Here is a 21891-nt window from a genome sequence, read left to right on the forward strand (position 1 = left end):
TTAAAGTGAGGGATAGCCATTGACAAGTATTAAAGATAAAAAAATATATTTTGTAATTATACTTTTCTTAATGATTTTATCAGCCACAATTTACTTTTATGAAAATATTAGAATTCCTAATTCGACAACTCAGACAATGTTGGAAGTAAAGAAAGAAGTTGATATTAATTCAATGCCTAAAACTTCAGTGGCAATGATGATAGGCAATAAAGACATAGACAAGTATACAGAGATTTCTAAAGAAATAATTGACACTCAAATGAAACTAGTAGAAGTACCTAATGATTTTGTACCTAAAGGTGCTGTCACTGACCTAAATATGATATTAGGGAAGATTTGTAAAGAGCCACTAAGAGCAGGTGAACAACTTGTGTTAGAAAGCTTCTCAGAAGATGAGAAATGGTTTGGTGAATTTCAGAGACTTAAAGAGTTTACAATTAGGTCAACTGTTGCAGATACTTTGGAAAGCGGAAACATAATAGATGTATTAGTCATTTATGGAAATGGGGATTATGATGTTGTATTTCCAAAGGTTAAGATAAAAAAGCTTTCAGAAAAGAAAGCTGATATTGAGACTCAAGAAGATGATAAGGTGCAGATAGTTATACCTGTAGATGAAATAGGAATAAGAGATTTAGTAGCAGCCGAAAAGCTAGGAGAACTAGATGTGAGAATATATCTAGATGAAAGTCAGTCAACATCTGTGAAAACATTTGACTTTGAAAAAGCTAAGGAACAGTTAAAATTAACAGATAATAGTGATAAATCAAATATTATAAATAGATACTCAAAAGAAGCTAATAAATTTAAGATATCAAATTAATACTGAGGTGTTGATATGATAATAAGCATTGCTTCACCTAAGAAGGGATTAGGACAAACTGTTACAGCGATTAATATTACTGCTATGATAGTTAGGTTAATTGAGGAACCTTCTTTAATTATTGATACAAATAAATATTGTAAGGGAATCTCATATTATCTATCCGATAGTCAAGTCACTAAAGGATTAGACGAATTTAAATGCTTGCTAGATTTAAATATGTTAAACAGTAAAATTAAGTTTGATTCTTGTACGAAGCATGTTAGTGAAAATATAGATATTATGGATTCAAATGAGAGTCAGGGACTATGCAAAAACGATATTAGTTTGTTGGCAGGGCTTGTACGCAAATACTATCCTACTACAATTATTGATACAGCTTATGATAGTGATACAATGAATGATTATCTTTTTTCTGAAAGCGATATTATAGTAATCATACTAAATCAAGATCGAAGCTTATTGCAAGAAATTATAAATAATAAAGCCTATAGAAAATATAAAGACAAAGTAATCTTCGTCGTAAATAAATATATGGATAGTTATAGGAATCAAAATATAAAGTTTACTAGGAAACTAATAAATAATCATTTGAAAAAGAATGGGTTTAAGGATAATAAAATATTTAAGTTGGATTTCGATGCAGAGATTATAAATGAATGTAATAATAATAGCATTCTTAATTATGTGTTAAACAAGTCAACCATTAATGGTGGGTATTTACTACAATTAAGAAGATTAGTTGAATATATTATGACGAACTGTACTAAACATGATACTTTTGAAATTCCAATAGAATCTGACAATAAAAGAAAAGCTTTTTTTAGCATGTTTAACATTACAAAGGGCAGGGGGATTTTAAATGAATAACCTAAGTAATTTATTGCATGAGGACCTGTATGACTTTTTAGAACACACATACAAAGAAAAAATTGATGATTTATTTAAAGATATAGATACTTATCAAAGCTTATTCGGAATTAAAGAGAGAGAATTGGCAAAAAAAGATGTGAAAATGCTACAGGACTTAAAGAAATTGGCAATCGGTAATAATATGGCAAGGAAATATGTTATCAACCAATATCTAAATGCGATGTTAAAGGTTTTGAAAGTTGAAGAAGAAGAGTTAGATACAATTATCAACTTTAAAGAGATATCCAATAACGATTCTAGGATATTACTGGAAATACTTCTGGATATGTATGATATGTCAGAAATAATAAATAAATACAATATTAAGACTAGATTTACTGAAGAAGAATTAAGAGAAATTATATTATGTGAGGAAAACAAGATTAAGGAGAGTTATGCTGATTTTAAGGATAGATTAAAGATCTTAGCAATTATACTGTATACAATAAATGATGGTAAAAACCTAATAGACACTTTAACTTATCATTCTATTAATGAAGTTGGGATTAGAGATAAGGACTATATATACATAATTTATAAGGGAGAAAAAATCTATATTGATTTTTTGAAATTCAATAAGACCAGCATTTTAAGAAATATTCAATATAAAACTACAAGGAATGCCAGTAGTAAGTATGATGAGAGCAACCCAACTGTTACTACTACTTTACAAAATTCAAATCGTATTACTGTAGCAGGGTATTCAGCAGTACCTTCTAGTAAATATTGGTATTACAATGAAAGGATATTTAATTTAGGAGCAATAACCCTTGAAGAGTTAAGGGATGAATATAAAACTATAGATCAGAAAATATATGATTTATTATTAATACATACTCGAGGGCGAGGTTCCCATTTAGTTTCAGGTAGTGATATGGGTGTAGGTAAAACCACTTTTTTAACTGCAATGATTGAAAAAATTCCTAATGAGTGGGGCATAGGGATTTTAGATGCCCAAGATGAGATACAGGCCCAAGAAAAATTTTCCCATAAAAATATAAAGCCTTTGATAGAGAATCCTTATAGAACTGTAGATCAATTATTTCAACAAATGCTAAAAATGTCTAGAGATATTGCAATAGTAGGAGAAATAGTGAAATCTGAGCATATGGCAGAGATGATGAATGCGGCACTTAGGCTTAATGCAGGAGTAGGTGGAACAATGCATTTATATTCTCCCTTTGAAGCAGTTGCTAACTGTGTGAATTTGCTTATGAGAACCAAAATGTATGATGAGAGCAAAACAGCTGAAAGTGATGTGTCGAGGGCTCTAGATTTGATTATACATTTATCTAAATTAAAGAATGGAAGAATTGTTGTTGAAAGCATTATAGAAATAGAACATATAGAAGATTCATATTATTTAGAACCAGTATTGAAAGGAAAACGGAGTACAAGAATAGGAAATTTAATAAATATGGCTCAATTATCTTTGAAAAAATATTTATATCCCCATAGCTTTAAATACAAAGAAATAATTAGATATAACATGGAAAAGGATATATGGGAAATTAGAGAGTTACCTTCCGAGAAGTATTTTAATAAGCTAATAAGACATCAGCATATAACGCTAGAAGAAATTGATGATTTTAGGGAATCTTTCATGAGAGTAAAAGATTAAATGGGAGAAAAAGGTGAGTAAAATGAATGTACTGGAAAGGATATATTTTGGATGGTGTAATATTTTTCATAAAAGTATAAGATACTTAAAGTTTTTAATTGATGATATATATTGGGTTCTACCTCTCGTAATAGCCTTAGCTTTACTAATAATCTTATTAAGAAATCTAATCAGTGATAAGATGCGAAGAAGACGATATTTGATAAATAAAAATCGCATAAGATGGGCAAAGAAAATAACTGAGAAGATGTCAAAATATAGTTTCTTGAAAATATTAATAGATAAAATAGCCCTAAAGATTTGCGTATTTAATGATAGGTCATTTGAAACTAATAGAGAATATAGCTCTATTACATTAATTTTAGTAATAGTGTTTATAGCCGTTAATGTAGGATGGCTACTTCCAACAGTTAATATACTTTGGTATCAGGCATTATTCTTTTTAATTTTTATAATAATTTTTTTAAGCTTGGTATTTTATATTGTAAATACAATAATTAGATTTAATTTTACTAAGCAACTGCCAAGGACCTTTAAATTACTCAATAGTAGATTTGGGAGAAAAGGAGATATCTTGGAAGCTATTAATATATCGTTAGAGGATTTAGATAAAGCAATTGCTAGGGAATTAACTCGTATATTAGATGTGCTTGTAAAGAATGATGACGATATAATTAATCAAGAATTTGAAATGATAGATAAAATCTATGAAAATGAATATTTTACAATCTTACTTAATCTTATAAAGCATGCATACTATAAACCTGGTAATAAAGCTCTTCAAAAAATATTTTCCAATACAACATCAAACATTCTTTTTGAGCTCCAAGTTCAGAAGAAATTATCTATGGCTAATATATGGTATATATTAATGGCTTTCTTAATTCCCTATGGAATTACTAAAGTAGAAGCATTCAATATACAAACATTAGGGCCTCAGTCTATGGAATTCTATAACGACCCATTGGGAATAGCAATAAAGATAGCAGTTTATATATCAATGTTTATATATATATTATGTTTATTGCTTCTTAAAAGAACAGCATAATGAATAATAATAAAGGAGCTATTTATTATGACTTTTCAAATTAGTGAGTATTTGTTTATATTGCCACTGTTTTTAGTTGTTGTTTTTATAATACAATATTTTACATCTGTTAAGAGTATGTACAGAGTAAAAACGGTAGAAGAAATTAGAGAAGTTAATAAAAAAAATGGGATGATAGGCAAAGTAAAGACAAAAATTCGAAAAACAATGGACTTTATTGGAAAATATACTACGCCTCCCCAAAGCTGGAAAGTATACAAGCTTTATAAGAAGCTTTTGGGATTTACGAAATTCAAGATAGAAGATTATTTTGCCATAAAGACTATTACAATTATTTTCTGTATATTTCTTATATTTTTAATTAGATATACTAATATATCAATATACACAAGGGAAATTATAAAAAGCTATGATTACAAAGTAGACGTAATATATGAGCAAGATGATAGAGGTGTTGATAAGGATAAGGCATTAGAAGAAGAAATATATTTAATGGATAAGGTAGCAAATATGTTCACTTATGAGGAATTAATGAACGAAGATAAGGTGGAGGAATCATTGGAAAGGATTAGAGACTTTATTATAAGTACAAATTTAGATTTAGAGTTACCAAGCTATACAGTAGCCAACAAAATATATTATAGGTTACAAGATTACTATAGTATTAGAAAACCAAGGTACAAGCTATATTTTCTAGCAGCAGTAATCATATTTTTTCTATATGATATTTCAATGGTTATATACAATATATTTGCTAAAGCTAGTGCAAAAACAGAGCTAAGGTTTCTAAGAAAATTAATTATACTAAATGGGAATTTCAATAATGTTAAATTCAATGAATTATTATCTTTGCTAATTGATAAATCCAAATACTATAAAAGATTACTTCAAGAAATAGAAGAAGCAAATAACAAGAATACAGTTGAAAATGAAGTTGCATATAGAAAAGTTTTGTCAGCACTTAAAGATGATAATGCTAGATTATTTTTTGAAAAATTAGAACAAGCCAATAATAGTAATTTTGAGTATGCTATAAAGAATATCGAAGAAGAGGAAGAATTAGAAAAGGAAGAGAGGAATATTAAAATTGACACAAGGGTAGAGGCGATTCACTCATTTGGAGTATCAGGAGCGTTCATCATTATTTATTTACTTGTAAACTATTTATTACTTCCATGGTTACAGTCATACGATATCACATCCTTTTATTAGAAGGGAGTGTATGGAAGGTTTTGAAATTAATAGTAACTATTATAGGTGAAGAAGGGATATCATGAAGGAAGTAGTTTTTCTAATAATAATTTCGATTATAATTCTTGGGTTTCTGTCTAGTGATATAATTCCACTCTTTAGAAGCTCTATGGATGTTATAGGCACAGTTGCAGAAAAGGAGTATGAGGGACAGAAGATAAAATCCAATGTCCTATTGCCACTTGAAAAAGATAGTGTTGTCGGGAGTGATGTTATAGGAGTAATTAGGTATTTTAGTGATGATGATACAGTTACAGTTAAAATAATCATGGGAGAAGAAACTGAGATATACACAAACAATAGTTATAATGCAACAGATTTTACTATACCCTATGACATGATTTTCAATTCAAGTTATGAATATGATGAACAAAAACTTTTAAAAGCTATTTATACAAAAAATTAAAAATTTAATACTATTTAAGGAGGAAGCAATATGAAAACAGTTTTAGCGGTATTGATTTTATTAGTTATTACTTTAGGACTTATTGCTGGTCCAATAAATGAGCAGACTGCAGGAATTAGAGATGCAGGAGATCAAGGAAAAATAGAAATGAATAAAGTAAATCTAATAGCTAAAAACTCTAGCTATGTCACAGGTAATATTGTTATGAGTGATTATAATCATTATGGCTCATCAAGAATTACTATATATGATACTGATGGAGATGAAATGTCTAGCAGTGATGTACTAGAGAGAGCTGTTTTTGATAAAAGTATACATTATGATGAAAATGGAGAAGTACAGTTCATAATTTTTCACCAAGTTGATTTAAGTACAGAATAATTAATATTAGTTAAATAGAAATATGAGTCCTCTTGTACAGGTGCAAGGGGTTTCATTTTATTAATGAACAATTTAGCAAATATAGGGGATGACGTTATGCCAGGTAAAATGATTTTTACTATTATAGGACTGCTGATTGCTACTATTATTTTACTCCATGTATATAGCTTTTTTATACATATAAGTATAAAGAATGATATAAATCAAATAAATTTCTATACCATTTACGATATATCAGATAGTGGAATTTTTAAATCTAGTACATATGATGGGTTAAAGGAAAAGATTAATAAGCACGGTGACTACAAGATAGCTTTAAGATTAGATAAGCAAGTAAAACCTGGAATTTATGATACTTATTTTAATAAGGCAGAGATATTGGATAAATATCTAAGAAAAGGTGATAAAATAACTATTTATCTAGAGGATAAGAAATTAACATGGTTTGGGAGACTCGTAAATCTTTCATTTTTAAGCAAGAGTCCTAAAAACGCCATAGATAACAGAATTAGATCAGTCAAAAGTGCTGTAATAACTAAAAATGCAAAGGATATTGTTAAGGGATATGATGTTATAGCAGATATATCGAACAAAAGATCTAATAGTAGTATTGCAATCTTAGTATCTACTAAGATGAACTCTAACGGAAAATACTATGGTGATAGCTCTCATAAAGAAATCATAACAACTAATTTAAAATATGGAGATAGTTTAGACGAAGAATATCCAGGAATTAATTATATTTTTGATAACGGGGATTTTATGAGAAAAATAGAGTATGATTCAAATGGGCTCATAGAGTTAGTCAAGTATATTCAACAATAGAGGTGGATTGAGATGGGAAAACTGGTTGCATATATAATTGTAATTTCATTTATTGTGGTTACTTTTCTCGCTGCTTATAACCTATATCAAAATAATTATGCAGTCCAAGATATTAATTATGCCTTGAGCTTATCAGCTAAAGCATTAGCTAATAACGTAAATAATACTAGAAGTAACTTTAACAATACATCTAAAGGATATAAGAAGAATATGTATGAAGAATCTATAGAAGTTGATAAGGAAAGATTACTGCAAGAGTTCTATGAGACTTTGTACACTAATTACTATAATGAGGATCTTTATAGGCAAATAAAGAAAAATATATTAATTAAAATGATTGTATATAGTGATAAATGTTATGTAGCTAAGAAAAACGATAAATGGAGCCCACCATATTTTTTTACTAAAGAATCTGGGGGGAAGCTAATATATTTTAATTCCAATAATGATTTAGCATATTACTATAATTCTAGTAATAATAGAATATACACTAATATATCAAACTTAGGAATCACAGAGAAAGAAAAGCAGCAAATTGTTATTGATAAAATTAATAGTATTGTTGCTCAGAATACATATGGTGATAATAGAGAAATGGGATTGAAAATTGGAATGTACAATCCTTTTAATATTGATGGAAAGTATATGGAATCATATTCTAGATTTAACGTCTTAGATGGTCTGACATTTTTTATTGTCCATGCTTCAGATAGAAATATTTTTTTAGACAATAAAGAATTTAGATATAATAACTATACTGTTATTGGTTACACCATGATCCACGAATAACAAGACCGGTCAAAGATAGATTAAGAAAATTATTAGGGAGTACCCAATCCAAGTTCGTTCAACAAATTAGTAATTAATGGCGATACTACTGTTCATTAATGGTGAAAAAACGACAAAATATGCGTTAATTTCATAGAATCTTATAAAAAAATTTACTTATTTCTGTAAAACTATTGAACTCCACGACATTATTTGATAAAATTTGAATATATTACCAAGGCGTAACATTTCAAATTTGGTTAGGGGGTTAAAAAAGTGAAAGGAAAATTTAAGTACACTATTAGAGGGTATTCGTCAAAGAGCCATAAGAAAAAAAGAGAAAAAGTAAAGGAATTACCAAAGTTAAATAAATTAGTAGAAGTGTATCCCAAATACCTAAAAGGAAATGAAAATCTTGAAATAAGAAGAGGAATATTCATCTTGGAGACTAAGCATCTCTTGTTTCTGGAGACAGAAGATAAGTCAAATAAGTTAGAAGCTTTTAGTAAGTCTGATTTAAAAAATCAAATATACATTTATGAATATCTATAATTTAAATAAATGAAGAATTTTATACTTAAGATAGACTTTCTATAATTGAATTAATTACCATAGAGGTGTTTAAATGAATATAATAGTAATGTTAACTCTAATGATAGCACTAATTTTAGGATATTTTAACAAGCATATATACATATTGATAATACCAATTATGAACTTTATTTGGCTAAAGAATCCCATCTATAAAAAGATTTTATATATAATGATTATTATGTTCGCAATGATAGTAAGTAATTACATAATGTCTAGTAGTAAAAACAATTATTATATTTTATTTTTTACCATATCTCTACTGCTGACTATAATTATAAGTCACTTTATTTTTAGAAATAAGAACAAAGAAATAAATGTATTACAGAATAAATTATTAGAATCAGAAGGAAATATTATTTTAAGAGATATTTTGAGATTAGCAATTAAGGATGAAGAAATGACCTTATTAGAGTCAACGAAAAAGATATGTAATGTTATAAGAAACCACTATGAAGTTAAGTATTGCACAATATTTCTTAATACTCCTAGAGGATTAAGTATAGCTGCAACAAATATAGAAGATAAATATCGTAGTCATATGGAGAAGTACGCTAATAATAAGCTAAAAGAGATATTCTATCAGACTAATCAAGGTGCCGATGCAAGTATAATTTGTGGAGATGAGATATTAGATTATCCCACAGCTATATATAGAGGAATATGTTATTTTTATTTCATTCCTTTAAATCTGGGGGACAAGATGTTAGGCGCTCTAATGATAGAAGATATTAGCAGATATAGAATGGAATCATTGGAAAATAATTTTTTTGAAATTGTGATAGAAAATATTACAATAGTGTTGCAAAACTTTATATATAAAGCTAAATTAGTTTCCGTAGCTATGGTAGATGGTTTAACTCAAGTGTGGAATAGAACTTATCTAGATAAATATCTTAATAATGAAATAAATGGACATGATATCTCTGATGAACCTATTGCAATTGCTGTGATGGATGTAGATTATTTTAAAAAGTTTAATGATACTTATGGTCATCTTCATGGGGACAAAGTATTACGCAGGATAAGTAAGTTTATAAAAGAAAATATTAGAGAAGGAAAAGATATTGTAGCAAGATATGGTGGAGAAGAATTTGTTATCGTATTCACTGAGACTAGTACTCTAGATATTTATGAAAAGGTAGATTGGATTAGAGAGAAATTATCTCAATTAATTATAACTAATGACAAAAATGAAAATACACCAGTAACAGTTAGTTTTGGAATTGCAGAATATCCTAATGATGCTGATAACGTAACTAGTTTAATTAAAAGGGCTGATGAAGCTTTGTATTTCTCGAAGGAAAATGGAAGGAACAAAGTAACTCAATATAGTGGTATTGCATAAATATTTAGAAAATTTTTAAAAACTTTTGTTGACATAGATACTTTTATGTGTTAAATTATTAAACAATACTAATAAACGAATAACAATGTGGTGTAGAGGCCGCGATAGGTTAAGAGTACTATATTAAAATATATAGGAAAGGAACTGTCGCCGAAGCGTATAGCTTAGAAACTATATGCTGGGGCTATGTTGAATAAACATAGCACTGTCGTTGGAAGATTGCCCAATTTTCTGATGGAGCACTTATCACGTTGGGGCAGAAGGCGATTGTATATAACAGTCATGAGTTTCCTTTTGCTCATGGCTGTTTTTTGTTACCATTATGAATCTTTCAAACTTTATATAACAAACAGTGTGGTGTAGAGGCCGCGATAAGTCAAGAGTACCATAGTATATATATGAAACGTGGGAAAGGGACTATCGCCGAAGCATATAGTTTAAGTTATATGCTGGGGCTATGTTGAATAAACATAGCACTGTCGTCGGAAGATTGCCCAATTTTCTGATGGAGCACTTATCACATTGGGGCAGGAGGCGACTTTTTAACAGTCATGAGCCCTTTTGCTCATGACTGTTAATTTTTTGAATAAATAATTTAAATAAAACTATAATTAAGATAAATTCATATAAAATAGAAAATGAAAGGAGAATTATCAAATGAAGCTTTTTGGAACGATGAATATTAATAATAAAGGTCATTTAGAAATAGGTGGATGTGACTCAATGGATTTAATAAGTGAATATGGAACACCACTTTATATAGTGGATGAGGCTTTAGTAAGGGAAAGATGTCAATCATTTAGATTAAACTTTTCACACAAGGATATTGATGCTGAAGTTATATATGCATCAAAAGCTTTTCTTAGTATAGCTATGTGTCAGTTAATAGAGGAAGAAGGATTATCTCTAGATGTGGTATCGGGAGGCGAACTATATACTGCGATTAAAGCAGGTTTTCCCCTAGAGAAGATATATATGCATGGCAATAATAAGACTAGAGATGAGTTGACAATGGCTATAGAAGCCGGTGTAGGTAGAATCATTGTTGATAATAGGAATGAAATAGAATTAATTGAAAAGTTGTGTAAATCTTTAGATAAGGATATAGCTATTTTACTGAGAGTTAATCCTGGGATTGAGGCCCATACTCATGAATATATAAAAACTACTAAAAATGACTCTAAGTTTGGAGAAAGTATTTTCACTGAAGATATTTATGAAATTATTAATAAAATTAATTCTAGTAGATATATAGAATTTAAAGGATTACACAGTCACATAGGTTCACAAATATTTCAAGAAAAATCATTCTATGAGCAAAGCAATGTAATGCTAGAACTAATAAAAAGGATTAAAGAAAAAAGTAATGTTGACGTTAAAGAATTAAATCTAGGTGGTGGATTTGGAATTTACTACTCCCAAGGAGATTCACCTATAGATTTGAATCAATTTCTACAAAATATGATTGTGAACATAAAGGAGAAAGCTAGAGAATTAGGAGTGATTACTCCTAAGATTATGATAGAACCTGGTAGAACTATAATTGCAAATGCGGGTACTACACTATATAGAGTAGGAAGTACAAAGAATACCTATGGGGGAAAACATTATGTATTTGTAGATGGAGGAATGAATGATAATCCGAGAACTGCTTTATATGGGGCACAGTACGAAGCTGCAATAGCTAATAGAATGGTAGATCCTAATGAAGATACTTACACTATTACGGGTAAATGCTGCGAATCAGGTGACATCATTGTAAAAAATATATCTCTTCCTCATCCAAATATTGATGATGTGATAGCAGTATCTAGCACGGGAGCATATAACTATAGTATGGCCAGTAATTATAATAGATTGCCTAGGCCTCCAGTAGTATTTGTAAAGAACAAAGAAAGCAAATGTGTGGTTAGAAGAGAAACCTATGAAGATATTATAAGAAATGATTTGGTCATCTGATAGAGAGGGGGATTCTATTGAATATCATAGTACAAAAATATGGTGGTACATCAGTTGAGTCAATAGAAAAAATGCAGAATATTACAAATAAAATAATTAATAAAATTAATCAAGGTCATAATGTGGTTGTCGTTGCTTCAGCAATGGGAAAAACGACGAATCAGCTTTTAAAAATGGCTGAATCAATTTCTGTCAATCCATGTAAAAGAGAACTAGATATGCTTATGTCTACTGGAGAGCAGGTTTCGATATCTCTTTTATCAATGATTTTGAAAGAAAAAGGATATGATTCTATATCACTAACAGGATTTCAAGCAGGTATTAGAACCGAAGGAGTGCATACAAAAAATAAGATAGCACGAGTAAATATTGATAATATTAAAAAACATGTACAACAGGGAAAAATTGTTGTTGTAGCAGGGTTCCAAGGTATTAATGAAATAGGAGATATAACAACACTAGGTCGAGGTGGCTCAGATACTACAGCAGTTGCCTTGGCTGCGAAGTTGGAATGTGCTTGTGAGATATATACAGATGTTGAAGGTATATATAGTATAGATCCAAGAGTATATGCTGATGCTAAGAAACTTGAATATATAAGCTATGAAGAAATGATGGAAATGTCTAGCTTAGGAGCTAAGGTCATGGAACCGAGATCAGTTGAATTAGGAAAGAAGTATAATGTACCAATATATGTGGCATCAAGCCATAAGGATATAAAAGGAACTTATATAAAGGAGTTTGATCAAACTATGGAACAGAAAAGTATAACTGGCTTAAGTGTTAGTGATAATGTATTGATGATAACAGTTAATCATGTGCCGTATTCCCCAGTGAATATATCCGATGTATTTGGAAGATTAGCAGGTCAAGATGTGAATATAGATATGATAAGCCAAACATCTCCAAATCAAGGTCATGTAAACATATCATTTACCACATCTAAAGAGGATGAATCAACTATAGATGATATAATGAGAAGTTTAAAAGGAAAATACGGCGGTATAGAATTACAAAAAGATGCTGATATTACGAAAATATCCGTTATTGGTACTGGAATGAGGAATGAATCAGGCGTGGCATCTAAAGTATTTAAACTGTTCGCAGACCATAGTATTGAGTTTAAACAGGTTACCACTTCTGAGATAAGTATTTCATATACTATTAAATCTAAGGATAAGCTGAGAGCTGTAAATATGCTTGCCAAGACTTTTAACCTTTAAATAAGATAAGTAGCATTATTTATAAAGAATAAATAATTTTTTGGGCAATGCTTAGTACTTAAATTTATGAAAAATGTACTGGATTGAACTATTTTTTAGTATAAATAAAGGGGAGATATCTTTGATATATTTTGAGAAACTTCAAGGAGCAGGTAATGACTTCATTATATTTAATGGTAATAAGGAAGAACTACCATCCTTATCAAAACTAGCTAAGGAAGTATGTGATAGACATTTTGGGATAGGAGCAGACGGTATGATAGTTGTAGCACAGTCTAAAATAGCAGATGTGAAAATGATATTTTACAATGCCGATGGATCAATAGCTCCGATGTGTGGAAATGGAATAAGATGCTTTGGAAAGTATGTTTATGATAAAGGAATTGTTGATAAAGAAAACTTTGATGTTGAAACCTTAGCAGGGATTATTAAAATAGATATTCTAAAGGGAAATAAAGAAGACAGTATAGATAGAATTAAAGTTAATATGGGCAAAGCTTCCTTTGATACTAGCAAATTTCCTATAAAAACAGATAAAGAACAGTTTATAGAAGAAGATATTAATATTAATAATAAAATGTTTAAAATTACTGCTTTACTTATGGGAACCATTCATACAGTAGTATTTGTAGATGATCTTGAAGAAATAGATATTAGTGAATTGGGATTCTATATAGAGAATCTGCCTATATTTCCAGAGAAAACTAATGTAAACTTTTGCGAAATTATTGATGATCATAATTTAAAGGTAATTACTTGGGAAAGAGGGGTTGGTCAGACATTAGCCTGTGGCACAGGTTCAACTGCAGTAGCAATTACAAGTCAAAAGATTAATAGAACAAGTGACCGAGTTAATATACATGTCCTTGGGGGCAGTCTAGAAATAGAAAACACAAATGATGGAGTGTATATGACTGGGCCTGCTGAGCTTATATGTACAGGCTATTATAATGAATCTATAGAGGAGTGATAAAAATGAAGAGAATTAATTTAGCTATAGTAGGAGCAACAGGAATGGTTGGTAGGACATTTATACAAGTTTTAGAGGAAAGGGACTTCCCTGTTAATGAAATATACTTTTTTGCTTCAGCTAAATCAAAGGGACAAGTATTATCTTTTAGAGGGAAAGAGTTTGTTGTGGAAGAGTTAAGTGAAGAGTCATTTGATAGAGAAATAGATATAGCTTTATTTTCTGCAGGTGGTGAGGTTAGTAAGAGGTTTGCACCAATAGCAAGGGACAAAGGGATTATAGTTATAGATAATAGTAGCGCATGGAGAATGGAAAAAGATGTGCCTTTGATTGTACCAGAAGCAAATCCAGAGGATATTAAATGGCATAATGGAATAATAGCGAATCCAAATTGTAGTACAATACAGGCAATATTGCCCCTTAAAGTATTAGACAATGCTTTTAAAATAAAGAGGGTAGTCTATTCTACTTATCAAGCAGTGTCTGGATCTGGAGTAGGAGGAATAAAAGACTTAAAAAATGGAGTTAATGGTATTGAAAACTCTAAATATCCTCATCCAATAGCATTCAATTGTCTGCCTCATATAGATATATTTATGGATAATGGATATACAAAGGAGGAAATAAAGATGATTGAAGAAACAAAGAAAATACTTGGCAATGATGAACTAAGGATAACTGCTACAACAGTTAGGGTTCCTGTAAAGTATGGACACAGTATTTCAGTGAATGTTGAGTTTGAAAATAACTTTGAAATTAGAGATGTATATAGTGTCTTAGAAAAAGCTCAAGGAATAATTATAAAGGATAATCCAAAAGAAAACATATATCCTATGCCTTTATATGCTGAAGGAACGGATGACGTTTACGTAGGTAGGATAAGAAGGGATTTTAGCTTGGAAAATGGACTTAATATATGGGTTGTGGCAGACAATATTCGTAAAGGTGCAGCTACAAACACAGTTCAAATAGCAGAACTGTTATTGGAGGATGATGAAAATGACATTATTTAAGGGTTCAGGTGTGGCGCTTGTAACACCATTTAAAAGTAATAAGGTTAATTATCAAAAGCTTGAAGAATTAATTGAATGGCATATTGAAAATAGTACTGATGCAATTATAATCTGTGGAACAACAGGGGAAGCTTCTACTATGACAAGGGAAGAAAAAAAGAAAGTTATAAGATTTACGGTTGAACAGGTTAATAATCGTATACCTGTGATTGCGGGAACAGGTAGTAATAATACAATTGAAGCAATAGAATTAAGTAAATATTCACAAGAAGTGGGTGCAAATGGCCTTTTGATAGTAACACCCTATTATAATAAAACTACTCAGAAAGGGTTAATAAAGCACTATACCACTATTGCAGATAGCATAAATATACCTATTATACTATATAATGTTCCGGGAAGAACTGGATTAAATATGACGCCTAAAACAGTATTCCAGTTGGCTAGTCATCCTAATATACAAGGTGTAAAAGAAGCTAGTGGTAATATTAGTCAAGTAGCAGAGATAGCTAGAATATGCCCTGATGATTTCTATATTTATTCAGGAAATGATGATCAAATAGTGCCACTCTTATCACTGGGAGGTCAAGGGGTAATATCAGTTGTAGCTAATATTTTACCTAAGGAAACTCATGATATAGTTTCAAGTTATTTAAGTGGAAAAATTGACCATGCAAGAGAACTACAATTACATCTTAATGGATTAATAAACTCACTATTTATTGAGACAAATCCAATGCCTATAAAGACAGCAATGAACATATTAGGTATGGATGCAGGGGAAGTGAGACTACCATTAACTAAGATGGAGCCACAAAATATAGAAATACTTTTAAATAATTTAGAAGAAATAGGTTTAATTAGTAGGAGGTAATTCAATGATAAAAGTTATACTTTATGGATGCAATGGCAAAATGGGTCAGGTAATGAGTAATCAGTTAATGATGGAGAATGACTTCGAAATTGTTGCTGGAATTGATAGAGATACAGTCAAGCATGAAAATAATTATCCAGTTTATAATAGTCCATATGACTATAAAGAAGAAGTAGATATTATCATAGATTTTTCTCATACATCCTATTTAGAAGAGATGTTAGAGTTTGCTGTAAATAAACGTATTCCATTGGTGATAGCAACTACAGGGCTTACCAAAGAACATATGGAGGGAATACAGGAAGCATCTAAGAATATCCCGATTCTTTATTCGTCAAATATGTCCTTAGGCGTCAATGTATTAAGAAAGGTTTTGAGACAGATAAGTCCAGTTATAGATGAAAGCTTTGATATAGAGATTATTGAAAAACATCATAATAAAAAATTAGATGCTCCTAGTGGTACGGCTTATTTATTAGCTAATACTATTAATGAATCTTTAAGTAATAAGAAAGAATATGTTTATGGTAGAGAAGGGAAAGATGCCAGGAGAAAGAATAATGAGATTGGCATCCATGCAATTCGTGGTGGGACTATAGCTGGAGAGCATTCTGTTATTTTCGCAGGTCTTGATGAAGTAATAGAAATAAAGCATACTGCTCTATCTAAAAATATCTTTGCCATGGGAGCTATAAGGAGTGCTAAATTTATCATAGAGAGCCAGCCGGGATTTTACACTATAGATGACATTTTTTGAGATAAGATAATAAACAAATTTAAGAAAGGATGAAATGCAAATGACTATTGAAGGTAGAATGTTAAACACTGAAAAGCAGTTAAATAATGCCTATGAAATTGCAAGGTTTATCAAGGAAGCAAAAAAATCTACACCGATAAAGCTGTATATCAAGGGAAATCTTGATGAAATGGACTTTACAGGCTTAAAAGTTTTTGGGGAAGGAAACTCAAAGATAGTGTTTGGAGAATATGACGATATATTAAATATTCTTAGAAAATATAAAGAAAAAATTGAAGACTTCCATATTGAAAATGATAGGAGAAACTCGGCGATTCCACTTTTGGATATAAAGGATATTAAAGCTCGTATTGAGCCCGGTGCCATTATTAGAGATATGGTAGAAATCGGTGAGAATGCAGTTATAATGATGGGAGCTGTTATAAATATAGGGGCTGAAATCGGTGAAAATACAATGATTGATATGAATGCAGTGGTTGGGGCACGAGGAACTATTGGTAACAATGTCCATGTAGGAGCAGGAGCAGTAATAGCAGGAGTATTAGAGCCACCTAGCAAAACACCTGTAATAATTGAAGATGATGTACTTATTGGAGCGAACGCAGTTGTTTTAGAGGGAGTAAGAGTAGGTAAAGGAGCAGTGGTAGCTGCAGGATCTATGGTTACTAGAGATGTACCTGCCAATAGCGTCGTAGCTGGTACACCAGCAAGGGTGATTAAAGAAAAGGATGCAAAGACAGCGGATAAAGTAAAGATATTAGATGATTTAAGAAAATAATATTATTGAGGAAATTGTGTATTAAAATTTTGTGATTCAATGTATTAGTTTCAAAATACACAAATTTCTCACTTATATACCAATGTAATAGGGGGTGTTAAGTATGAGTAATATTTTTGAGGAAGATAAAAAATACGTTTTAAATGTATATAGAAGAGACAAATTAAAAATCACAGAAGGTAGAGGGTCTTACCTTTATGATGAAGATGGAAATAAATATCTAGATATGTATAGTGGTATTGCAGTAAATAATTTAGGGTTAAGTAATCCTGAAGTTCTATCTAGAATTGCTAGTCAAGCCTCTAAATTTATTCATCTGTCTAATTACTTCGTATCTGAGCCTACAGTAAAGCTTGCGAAACTATTAGTAGAATCTAGCTTTGCATCTAAAGTGTTTTTTACTAACTCAGGTGCTGAGGCAAATGAAGCGGCAATTAAACTGGCAAGAAAATTTGGTAAAGAATTAAATAGAAATAAGATTGAAATACTTACAGCCTACAATTCTTTTCATGGTAGAACTTGTGGTAGTTTAACATTAACTGGACAAAAGAAATATCAAAACGATTTTCAACCTTTGTTATCAGGAGTGGGTCACTTTATTTTTAATGATATAATCTCACTTAGAGAAAAAGTTAATGAAAATACTTGTGCAGTTTTCTTAGAGATGATTCAAGGAGAGGGTGGCATTAAAGAGGCTACTCAAGAATTTATTGATACTTTGGTTGAACTTGCAAATAAATATAATTTCTTAATTATAGTTGATGAGATTCAAACAGGACTAGGTAGAGTAGGAGACTTATTTGCTTATGAGAAATATGAATTTACGCCCCATATAGTTACCTTAGCTAAATCATTAGGTGGAGGAATCCCTCTAGGGGCTATGCTTGTAAACGAACAAATTTCAGAAGTTCTTCAACATGGAGATCATGGAAGTACCTTTGGAGGAAATTCTCTAGCTTGTGCAGCAGGTGAATATATTTTGGCAACTGTTAATAAGAATGGTTTTAAAAAAGAAGTTAAAAATAAGAGTCGTTATATTTTTAATAAAGTATATGAGCTTAGGGGTAAATTTCCCAAGATTATTAAAGAGGTTAGAGGACGGGGATTGATGATTGGTATAGATGTTGGTGATTATGCAAAAGAAATTAAGACTAAAGGCATAGAGAGGAAATTGTTGTTGAATATAACTAATAAAACAGTTGTTAGATTGTTGCCTGCGTTAACCATTTCATTTGGTGAGATAGATGAGTTTTTATCAAAGTTTAAGCTAATATTACAGGATATAAATGAATGAACTCGTTCGGATAAATAGGTTTAAAATCCCATTTAAGGGTATAAAATTCATAAAATTATAATAAGGGGAAAATATTATGGCTAATTGTGAAAGATGTACACATAATCTATGTGCAAAAAAAGTACCTATATTTTCAAATTTGTCCCGAGATGAATTGATTGAAATAATAAAGATGACAGGACATAGGGAATATAAAAAAGGAGAAACTATTTTTTTAGAGGGTACAGACGCAAATACTTTATATATAATTAATGAAGGTAGAATAAAGCTATTTAAGTATACTAAGGATGGAAAGGAGCAAATACTTCATATCCTATCCAATGGAGATTTCTTTGGTGAGTTAAATCTTTTTAAAGACGGCGAGTATAATTTTAATGCAAAAGCAATTATGGAAACTAAGATTTGCACATTAACAAAAGATAAAATGAAGGCAATTATTTTAGATAAGCCTGAGATTGGATTAAAGATACTTGAGGTTATAGGTGACAGGCTATCAAATGTAGAAACATTAGCTCAGAGTTTAGCAACAAATGATGTTGAAGCTAGAATAGCTAAGTTACTTTTAGATTTAAAAGAAGAATATGGGAAAGAGGTACTTAAAGGTACTTCTTTGAAATTACCTATTACTAAAGGTGATATGTCAAATTATACAGGAGTTGCTAGGGAGACAATTAGTAGAAAACTCAAGAAATTTGAAGAAGAAGGAATAATAGAGTTAGTTGGAACGAAAAAAATAGTAATAATTGATGAAGAAAAATTAGAAGATTATTTATTTTAATTTGTTTGACTGAGGTCAAAGATATTTAAACAAATTCCTCCTATAATTAAAGTAACAACAAGATATTAAGTTTAGTGAAATTTTGATAGCAAGATTTTGTAAAAAGAGCTTGAGATATTAAATTATAGAATTTAGAGGAGGAATTTATTATGACAAAGGTATTTAATAAAAAACAAAAAATAGGTGAGATTGCAACTATATTCCCTAAAGCTACAGATGTATTTATGAAGTATAATATTGATTTTTGTTGTGGAGGAGACAGACCATTATCAGAAGCTATTGATGAGCAAAATATAAACGAAGAAAATCTTATTTCTGAACTTAATGAAAAATATGAAATATTTAGAAATGAAGTAAGTCAGGAAAAGGATTGGACTCAAGAGTCATATACAGATTTAATTGATTATATAGTTAATAAGCACCATTCCTATATGAAAGAGGTTCTTCCGATAACTACTGACCTAGTAAGCAAAATATTACAAGTGCATTATGAAGAATCCGGAGATGTTCTTTCTAAGGTTCATAGTCTATTTAATAGTTTGCGTACAGAAATAGAAGCTCACTTAATAAAAGAAGAGGAAATTTTATTTCCAAGAATTAAGGAATACGAAAAAGCTCCTTCTAAATCGTTGTTAGATGAAGCTATAAAAGTAATGGAAGAGACTGAAAACGAGCATGATAATGCAGGAGACATATTAAAGGAGATTAGAAAAATTACTAACGATTATGAAGTTCCTTCAACAGGATGTTTTACATTTGAAAAAACTTATGAAAAACTTCAAAACATTGAATCAGATTTATTTCAGCACATACATTTAGAAAATAACATCTTATTTGAAAGATTAAAAAGAAACTAAGATATATTGAGAAATAAAGTAATAAGAACTGGTTACTAATAAAAATTAGTAACCAGTTCTTATTAAATGAGGAAATTTTATATTAAGATTTTATTCAAATATAAACTGGAAACAAGAATATTATTTTGGATTAATAATTGTCTTATAAAAAATCTATACTCATAAGTACATGTAATTTTGGGGCTTTAAGAATTAAGCTCTTAGATTTAGTAAATATAAATCTAATACCTGAAATCAATATATGATTTTTGTCACATTGATAAATGATACTAATCACATTATTCCTTGGCAGAAAATAGTATTATATAACTAAATAAAGGAAGTAATACTAAATAATAAAAGTATATTAGAATATAATTACTAATTAATGGAGGGATATTATGGATAAGGACAAAATGCGAGAGGATTTTAAGAAAGAGATAGGATTTGTTCCTCCAGGAGTCATGGTTTCTGAAGCTTTCGGTGAAAATTTTCAAAAAATAATTTCAGAGTATCATCATGAAATCTGGGAAGGTGGAGTTATTCCACTAAAATATAGATATCTTATAGCTCTAGCAACTGCCATATTTGACAATAATGAAACTAGAGCTAAGCTTGAAATGAATAAAGCTATAAAATATGGGGCAAATAAAGAAGAGATTATTGAAGTTTTAAAGCAACAGGTTTGGATGAAGGGTGCACCAACTTTAGTTCAAATTGCACCGTTAATTAAGTATATGGAAAGTAAGTTTAATAAATAAAAAAATATATGAGGTGATAAAATGAATGCTATAAAATTAATGATGGAAGAACATAAGTATATTAAGAGAATGCTAGAGGTCGTAAGAAAACTAAGTATTAAAGTACTTAATGGAGAAGATGTAGATTATAATATTTTTTATAAAGTAATAGACTTTGTAAGAAATTATGCTGATAAGCATCATCATAATAAAGAAGAAGAAATATTATTTAAGAAAATGTCTGAGGAGCTTGGTGAAGCTATTGCAAATGGACCTATATTTGGTATGCTTGCAGAACATGATTTAGGAAGACTTTATATGAAGAATCTTGAAGAAGCAGTGCAGAGAGTGCAAGATGGGGATATGGATTCTCGTGTAGATGTTATTGCAAATGCTATATCATATACTGATCTGCTTCATAGACATATTGATAAAGAGGATAATGCCATTTATAAATTTGGAGAGAATAAACTAAAGAAAGAAACTTTACAAGAAGTAGAAGAAATGTGTGAAGAAGTGGAAAAAGAAGCTGAAAAGGAAAGTATACAACAAAGGTATATTGATTTAGTTGATGAACTAGAAAAAATGATGGAGTAACTCCCCAAAACACAAGGGCGCTAATTTAGTGTCCTTGTATTTTTTTATTTTTGTATAAAATTACAATGATTGTTTTTTGATAACAAAGTAAATAAATT

The 21891-nt window shown here is 30.0% G+C and carries 23 protein-coding genes and 2 riboswitches; all 23 genes read left to right on the top strand.

Annotated features, from left to right (window positions below):
• Positions 1-19 precede the first annotated feature (19 nt).
• Entirely contained in the window at positions 20-823 is an 804-nt protein-coding gene (locus tag JMO20_RS09205; protein ID WP_202709293.1) for a CpaB family protein, read from the top strand.
• Between the two features lie 15 nt (positions 824-838).
• On the top strand, positions 839-1693 hold the full coding sequence (locus JMO20_RS09210; RefSeq protein ID WP_202709294.1) for a CpaE/TadZ family protein: 855 nt from the start codon (positions 839-841) through the stop codon (positions 1691-1693).
• A complete protein-coding gene (locus JMO20_RS09215; RefSeq protein ID WP_202709295.1) occupies positions 1686-3356 on the top strand; it encodes an ATPase, T2SS/T4P/T4SS family in 1671 nt (556 codons plus the stop codon). The genes JMO20_RS09210 and JMO20_RS09215 overlap by 8 nt, the downstream gene beginning before the upstream one ends.
• A 13-nt stretch (positions 3357-3369) precedes the next feature.
• Positions 3370-4404: a hypothetical protein gene (locus JMO20_RS09220; protein WP_202709296.1), complete on the top strand. Its 1035-nt coding sequence runs from the start codon at positions 3370-3372 to the stop codon at positions 4402-4404.
• A 27-nt stretch (positions 4405-4431) separates the two neighbouring features.
• Positions 4432-5616, top strand: a complete 1185-nt coding sequence (locus tag JMO20_RS09225) for a hypothetical protein (protein WP_202709297.1) — start codon at positions 4432-4434, stop codon at positions 5614-5616.
• A 61-nt stretch (positions 5617-5677) separates the two neighbouring features.
• Complete coding sequence (locus JMO20_RS09230; protein ID WP_202709298.1) at positions 5678-6061, top strand: hypothetical protein; 384 nt, start codon at positions 5678-5680, stop codon at positions 6059-6061.
• A gap of 30 nt (positions 6062-6091) precedes the next feature.
• A complete protein-coding gene (locus tag JMO20_RS09235) occupies positions 6092-6442 on the top strand; it encodes a hypothetical protein (protein WP_202709299.1) in 351 nt (116 codons plus the stop codon).
• Positions 6443-6505: 63 nt separating this feature from the next.
• Positions 6506-7267 (top strand): hypothetical protein, encoded by a 762-nt coding sequence (locus tag JMO20_RS09240; protein ID WP_202709300.1) that lies wholly within the window; start codon positions 6506-6508, stop codon positions 7265-7267.
• Between the two features lie 12 nt (positions 7268-7279).
• Entirely contained in the window at positions 7280-8056 is a 777-nt protein-coding gene (locus JMO20_RS09245; RefSeq protein WP_202709301.1) for a hypothetical protein, read from the top strand.
• Between the two features lie 255 nt (positions 8057-8311).
• Positions 8312-8587, top strand: a complete 276-nt coding sequence (locus tag JMO20_RS09250; RefSeq protein WP_202709302.1) for a hypothetical protein — start codon at positions 8312-8314, stop codon at positions 8585-8587.
• A 73-nt stretch (positions 8588-8660) separates the two neighbouring features.
• On the top strand, positions 8661-9974 hold the full coding sequence (locus JMO20_RS09255) for a GGDEF domain-containing protein (protein ID WP_202709303.1): 1314 nt from the start codon (positions 8661-8663) through the stop codon (positions 9972-9974).
• An 85-nt stretch (positions 9975-10059) separates the two neighbouring features.
• Positions 10060-10227: riboswitch (Lysine riboswitch) on the top strand.
• 97 nt (positions 10228-10324) lie between these two features.
• Positions 10325-10499: riboswitch (Lysine riboswitch) on the top strand.
• Positions 10500-10631: 132 nt separating this feature from the next.
• A complete protein-coding gene (lysA, locus tag JMO20_RS09260) occupies positions 10632-11933 on the top strand; it encodes a diaminopimelate decarboxylase (protein WP_202709304.1) in 1302 nt (433 codons plus the stop codon).
• A 17-nt stretch (positions 11934-11950) separates the two neighbouring features.
• The gene (locus JMO20_RS09265) at positions 11951-13156 is read left to right on the top strand and encodes an aspartate kinase (RefSeq protein WP_202709305.1); all 1206 of its coding nucleotides are present in this window, start codon (positions 11951-11953) and stop codon (positions 13154-13156) included.
• A 121-nt stretch (positions 13157-13277) separates the two neighbouring features.
• Positions 13278-14126: a diaminopimelate epimerase gene (gene dapF, locus JMO20_RS09270; protein WP_243414697.1), complete on the top strand. Its 849-nt coding sequence runs from the start codon at positions 13278-13280 to the stop codon at positions 14124-14126.
• Positions 14127-14131: 5 nt separating this feature from the next.
• Positions 14132-15139, top strand: a complete 1008-nt coding sequence (locus tag JMO20_RS09275) for an aspartate-semialdehyde dehydrogenase (protein WP_202709306.1) — start codon at positions 14132-14134, stop codon at positions 15137-15139.
• Positions 15126-16013: a 4-hydroxy-tetrahydrodipicolinate synthase gene (gene dapA, locus JMO20_RS09280; protein WP_202709307.1), complete on the top strand. Its 888-nt coding sequence runs from the start codon at positions 15126-15128 to the stop codon at positions 16011-16013. Before JMO20_RS09275 ends, dapA begins: the two co-directional genes overlap by 14 nt.
• A gap of 4 nt (positions 16014-16017) precedes the next feature.
• Positions 16018-16770, top strand: a complete 753-nt coding sequence (gene dapB / locus JMO20_RS09285; RefSeq protein WP_202709308.1) for a 4-hydroxy-tetrahydrodipicolinate reductase — start codon at positions 16018-16020, stop codon at positions 16768-16770.
• A gap of 40 nt (positions 16771-16810) precedes the next feature.
• Positions 16811-17548 (top strand): 2,3,4,5-tetrahydropyridine-2,6-dicarboxylate N-acetyltransferase, encoded by a 738-nt coding sequence (dapD, locus tag JMO20_RS09290; RefSeq protein WP_279380090.1) that lies wholly within the window; start codon positions 16811-16813, stop codon positions 17546-17548.
• Positions 17549-17651: 103 nt separating this feature from the next.
• Complete coding sequence (locus JMO20_RS09295) at positions 17652-18842, top strand: aspartate aminotransferase family protein (RefSeq protein ID WP_202709309.1); 1191 nt, start codon at positions 17652-17654, stop codon at positions 18840-18842.
• A 76-nt stretch (positions 18843-18918) separates the two neighbouring features.
• A complete protein-coding gene (locus JMO20_RS09300; protein ID WP_202709310.1) occupies positions 18919-19620 on the top strand; it encodes a Crp/Fnr family transcriptional regulator in 702 nt (233 codons plus the stop codon).
• Between the two features lie 149 nt (positions 19621-19769).
• Complete coding sequence (gene ric / locus JMO20_RS09305; RefSeq protein WP_202709311.1) at positions 19770-20477, top strand: iron-sulfur cluster repair di-iron protein; 708 nt, start codon at positions 19770-19772, stop codon at positions 20475-20477.
• 380 nt (positions 20478-20857) lie between these two features.
• Complete coding sequence (locus tag JMO20_RS09310) at positions 20858-21217, top strand: carboxymuconolactone decarboxylase family protein (RefSeq protein WP_202709312.1); 360 nt, start codon at positions 20858-20860, stop codon at positions 21215-21217.
• Between the two features lie 21 nt (positions 21218-21238).
• Complete coding sequence (locus JMO20_RS09315) at positions 21239-21793, top strand: hemerythrin domain-containing protein (RefSeq protein WP_202709313.1); 555 nt, start codon at positions 21239-21241, stop codon at positions 21791-21793.
• Positions 21794-21891 lie beyond the last annotated feature (98 nt).

The organism is Sporosalibacterium faouarense (assembly GCF_016765695.1).
GTDB lineage: Bacteria > Bacillota > Clostridia > Tissierellales > VENL01 > Sporosalibacterium > Sporosalibacterium faouarense.

Bases quoted from the DNA above. Each gene is read 5' to 3' on its own strand.
- JMO20_RS09215 (WP_202709295.1), top strand. From the start codon at position 1,686: ATGAATAACCTAAGTAATTTATTGCATGAGGACCTGTATGACTTTTTA.
- lysA (WP_202709304.1), top strand. From the start codon at position 10,632: ATGAAGCTTTTTGGAACGATGAATATTAATAATAAAGGTCATTTAGAA.
- JMO20_RS09300 (WP_202709310.1), top strand. From the start codon at position 18,919: ATGGCTAATTGTGAAAGATGTACACATAATCTATGTGCAAAAAAAGTA.
- JMO20_RS09240 (WP_202709300.1), top strand. From the start codon at position 6,506: ATGAACAATTTAGCAAATATAGGGGATGACGTTATGCCAGGTAAAATG.
- JMO20_RS09315 (WP_202709313.1), top strand. From the start codon at position 21,239: ATGAATGCTATAAAATTAATGATGGAAGAACATAAGTATATTAAGAGA.
- JMO20_RS09225 (WP_202709297.1), top strand. From the start codon at position 4,432: ATGACTTTTCAAATTAGTGAGTATTTGTTTATATTGCCACTGTTTTTA.
- ric (WP_202709311.1), top strand. From the start codon at position 19,770: ATGACAAAGGTATTTAATAAAAAACAAAAAATAGGTGAGATTGCAACT.
- JMO20_RS09235 (WP_202709299.1), top strand. From the start codon at position 6,092: ATGAAAACAGTTTTAGCGGTATTGATTTTATTAGTTATTACTTTAGGA.
- dapB (WP_202709308.1), top strand. From the start codon at position 16,018: ATGATAAAAGTTATACTTTATGGATGCAATGGCAAAATGGGTCAGGTA.
- JMO20_RS09310 (WP_202709312.1), top strand. From the start codon at position 20,858: ATGGATAAGGACAAAATGCGAGAGGATTTTAAGAAAGAGATAGGATTT.
- JMO20_RS09230 (WP_202709298.1), top strand. From the start codon at position 5,678: ATGAAGGAAGTAGTTTTTCTAATAATAATTTCGATTATAATTCTTGGG.
- JMO20_RS09210 (WP_202709294.1), top strand. From the start codon at position 839: ATGATAATAAGCATTGCTTCACCTAAGAAGGGATTAGGACAAACTGTT.
- JMO20_RS09295 (WP_202709309.1), top strand. From the start codon at position 17,652: ATGAGTAATATTTTTGAGGAAGATAAAAAATACGTTTTAAATGTATAT.
- JMO20_RS09245 (WP_202709301.1), top strand. From the start codon at position 7,280: ATGGGAAAACTGGTTGCATATATAATTGTAATTTCATTTATTGTGGTT.
- JMO20_RS09255 (WP_202709303.1), top strand. From the start codon at position 8,661: ATGAATATAATAGTAATGTTAACTCTAATGATAGCACTAATTTTAGGA.
- dapD (WP_279380090.1), top strand. From the start codon at position 16,811: ATGACTATTGAAGGTAGAATGTTAAACACTGAAAAGCAGTTAAATAAT.
- JMO20_RS09275 (WP_202709306.1), top strand. From the start codon at position 14,132: ATGAAGAGAATTAATTTAGCTATAGTAGGAGCAACAGGAATGGTTGGT.
- dapA (WP_202709307.1), top strand. From the start codon at position 15,126: ATGACATTATTTAAGGGTTCAGGTGTGGCGCTTGTAACACCATTTAAA.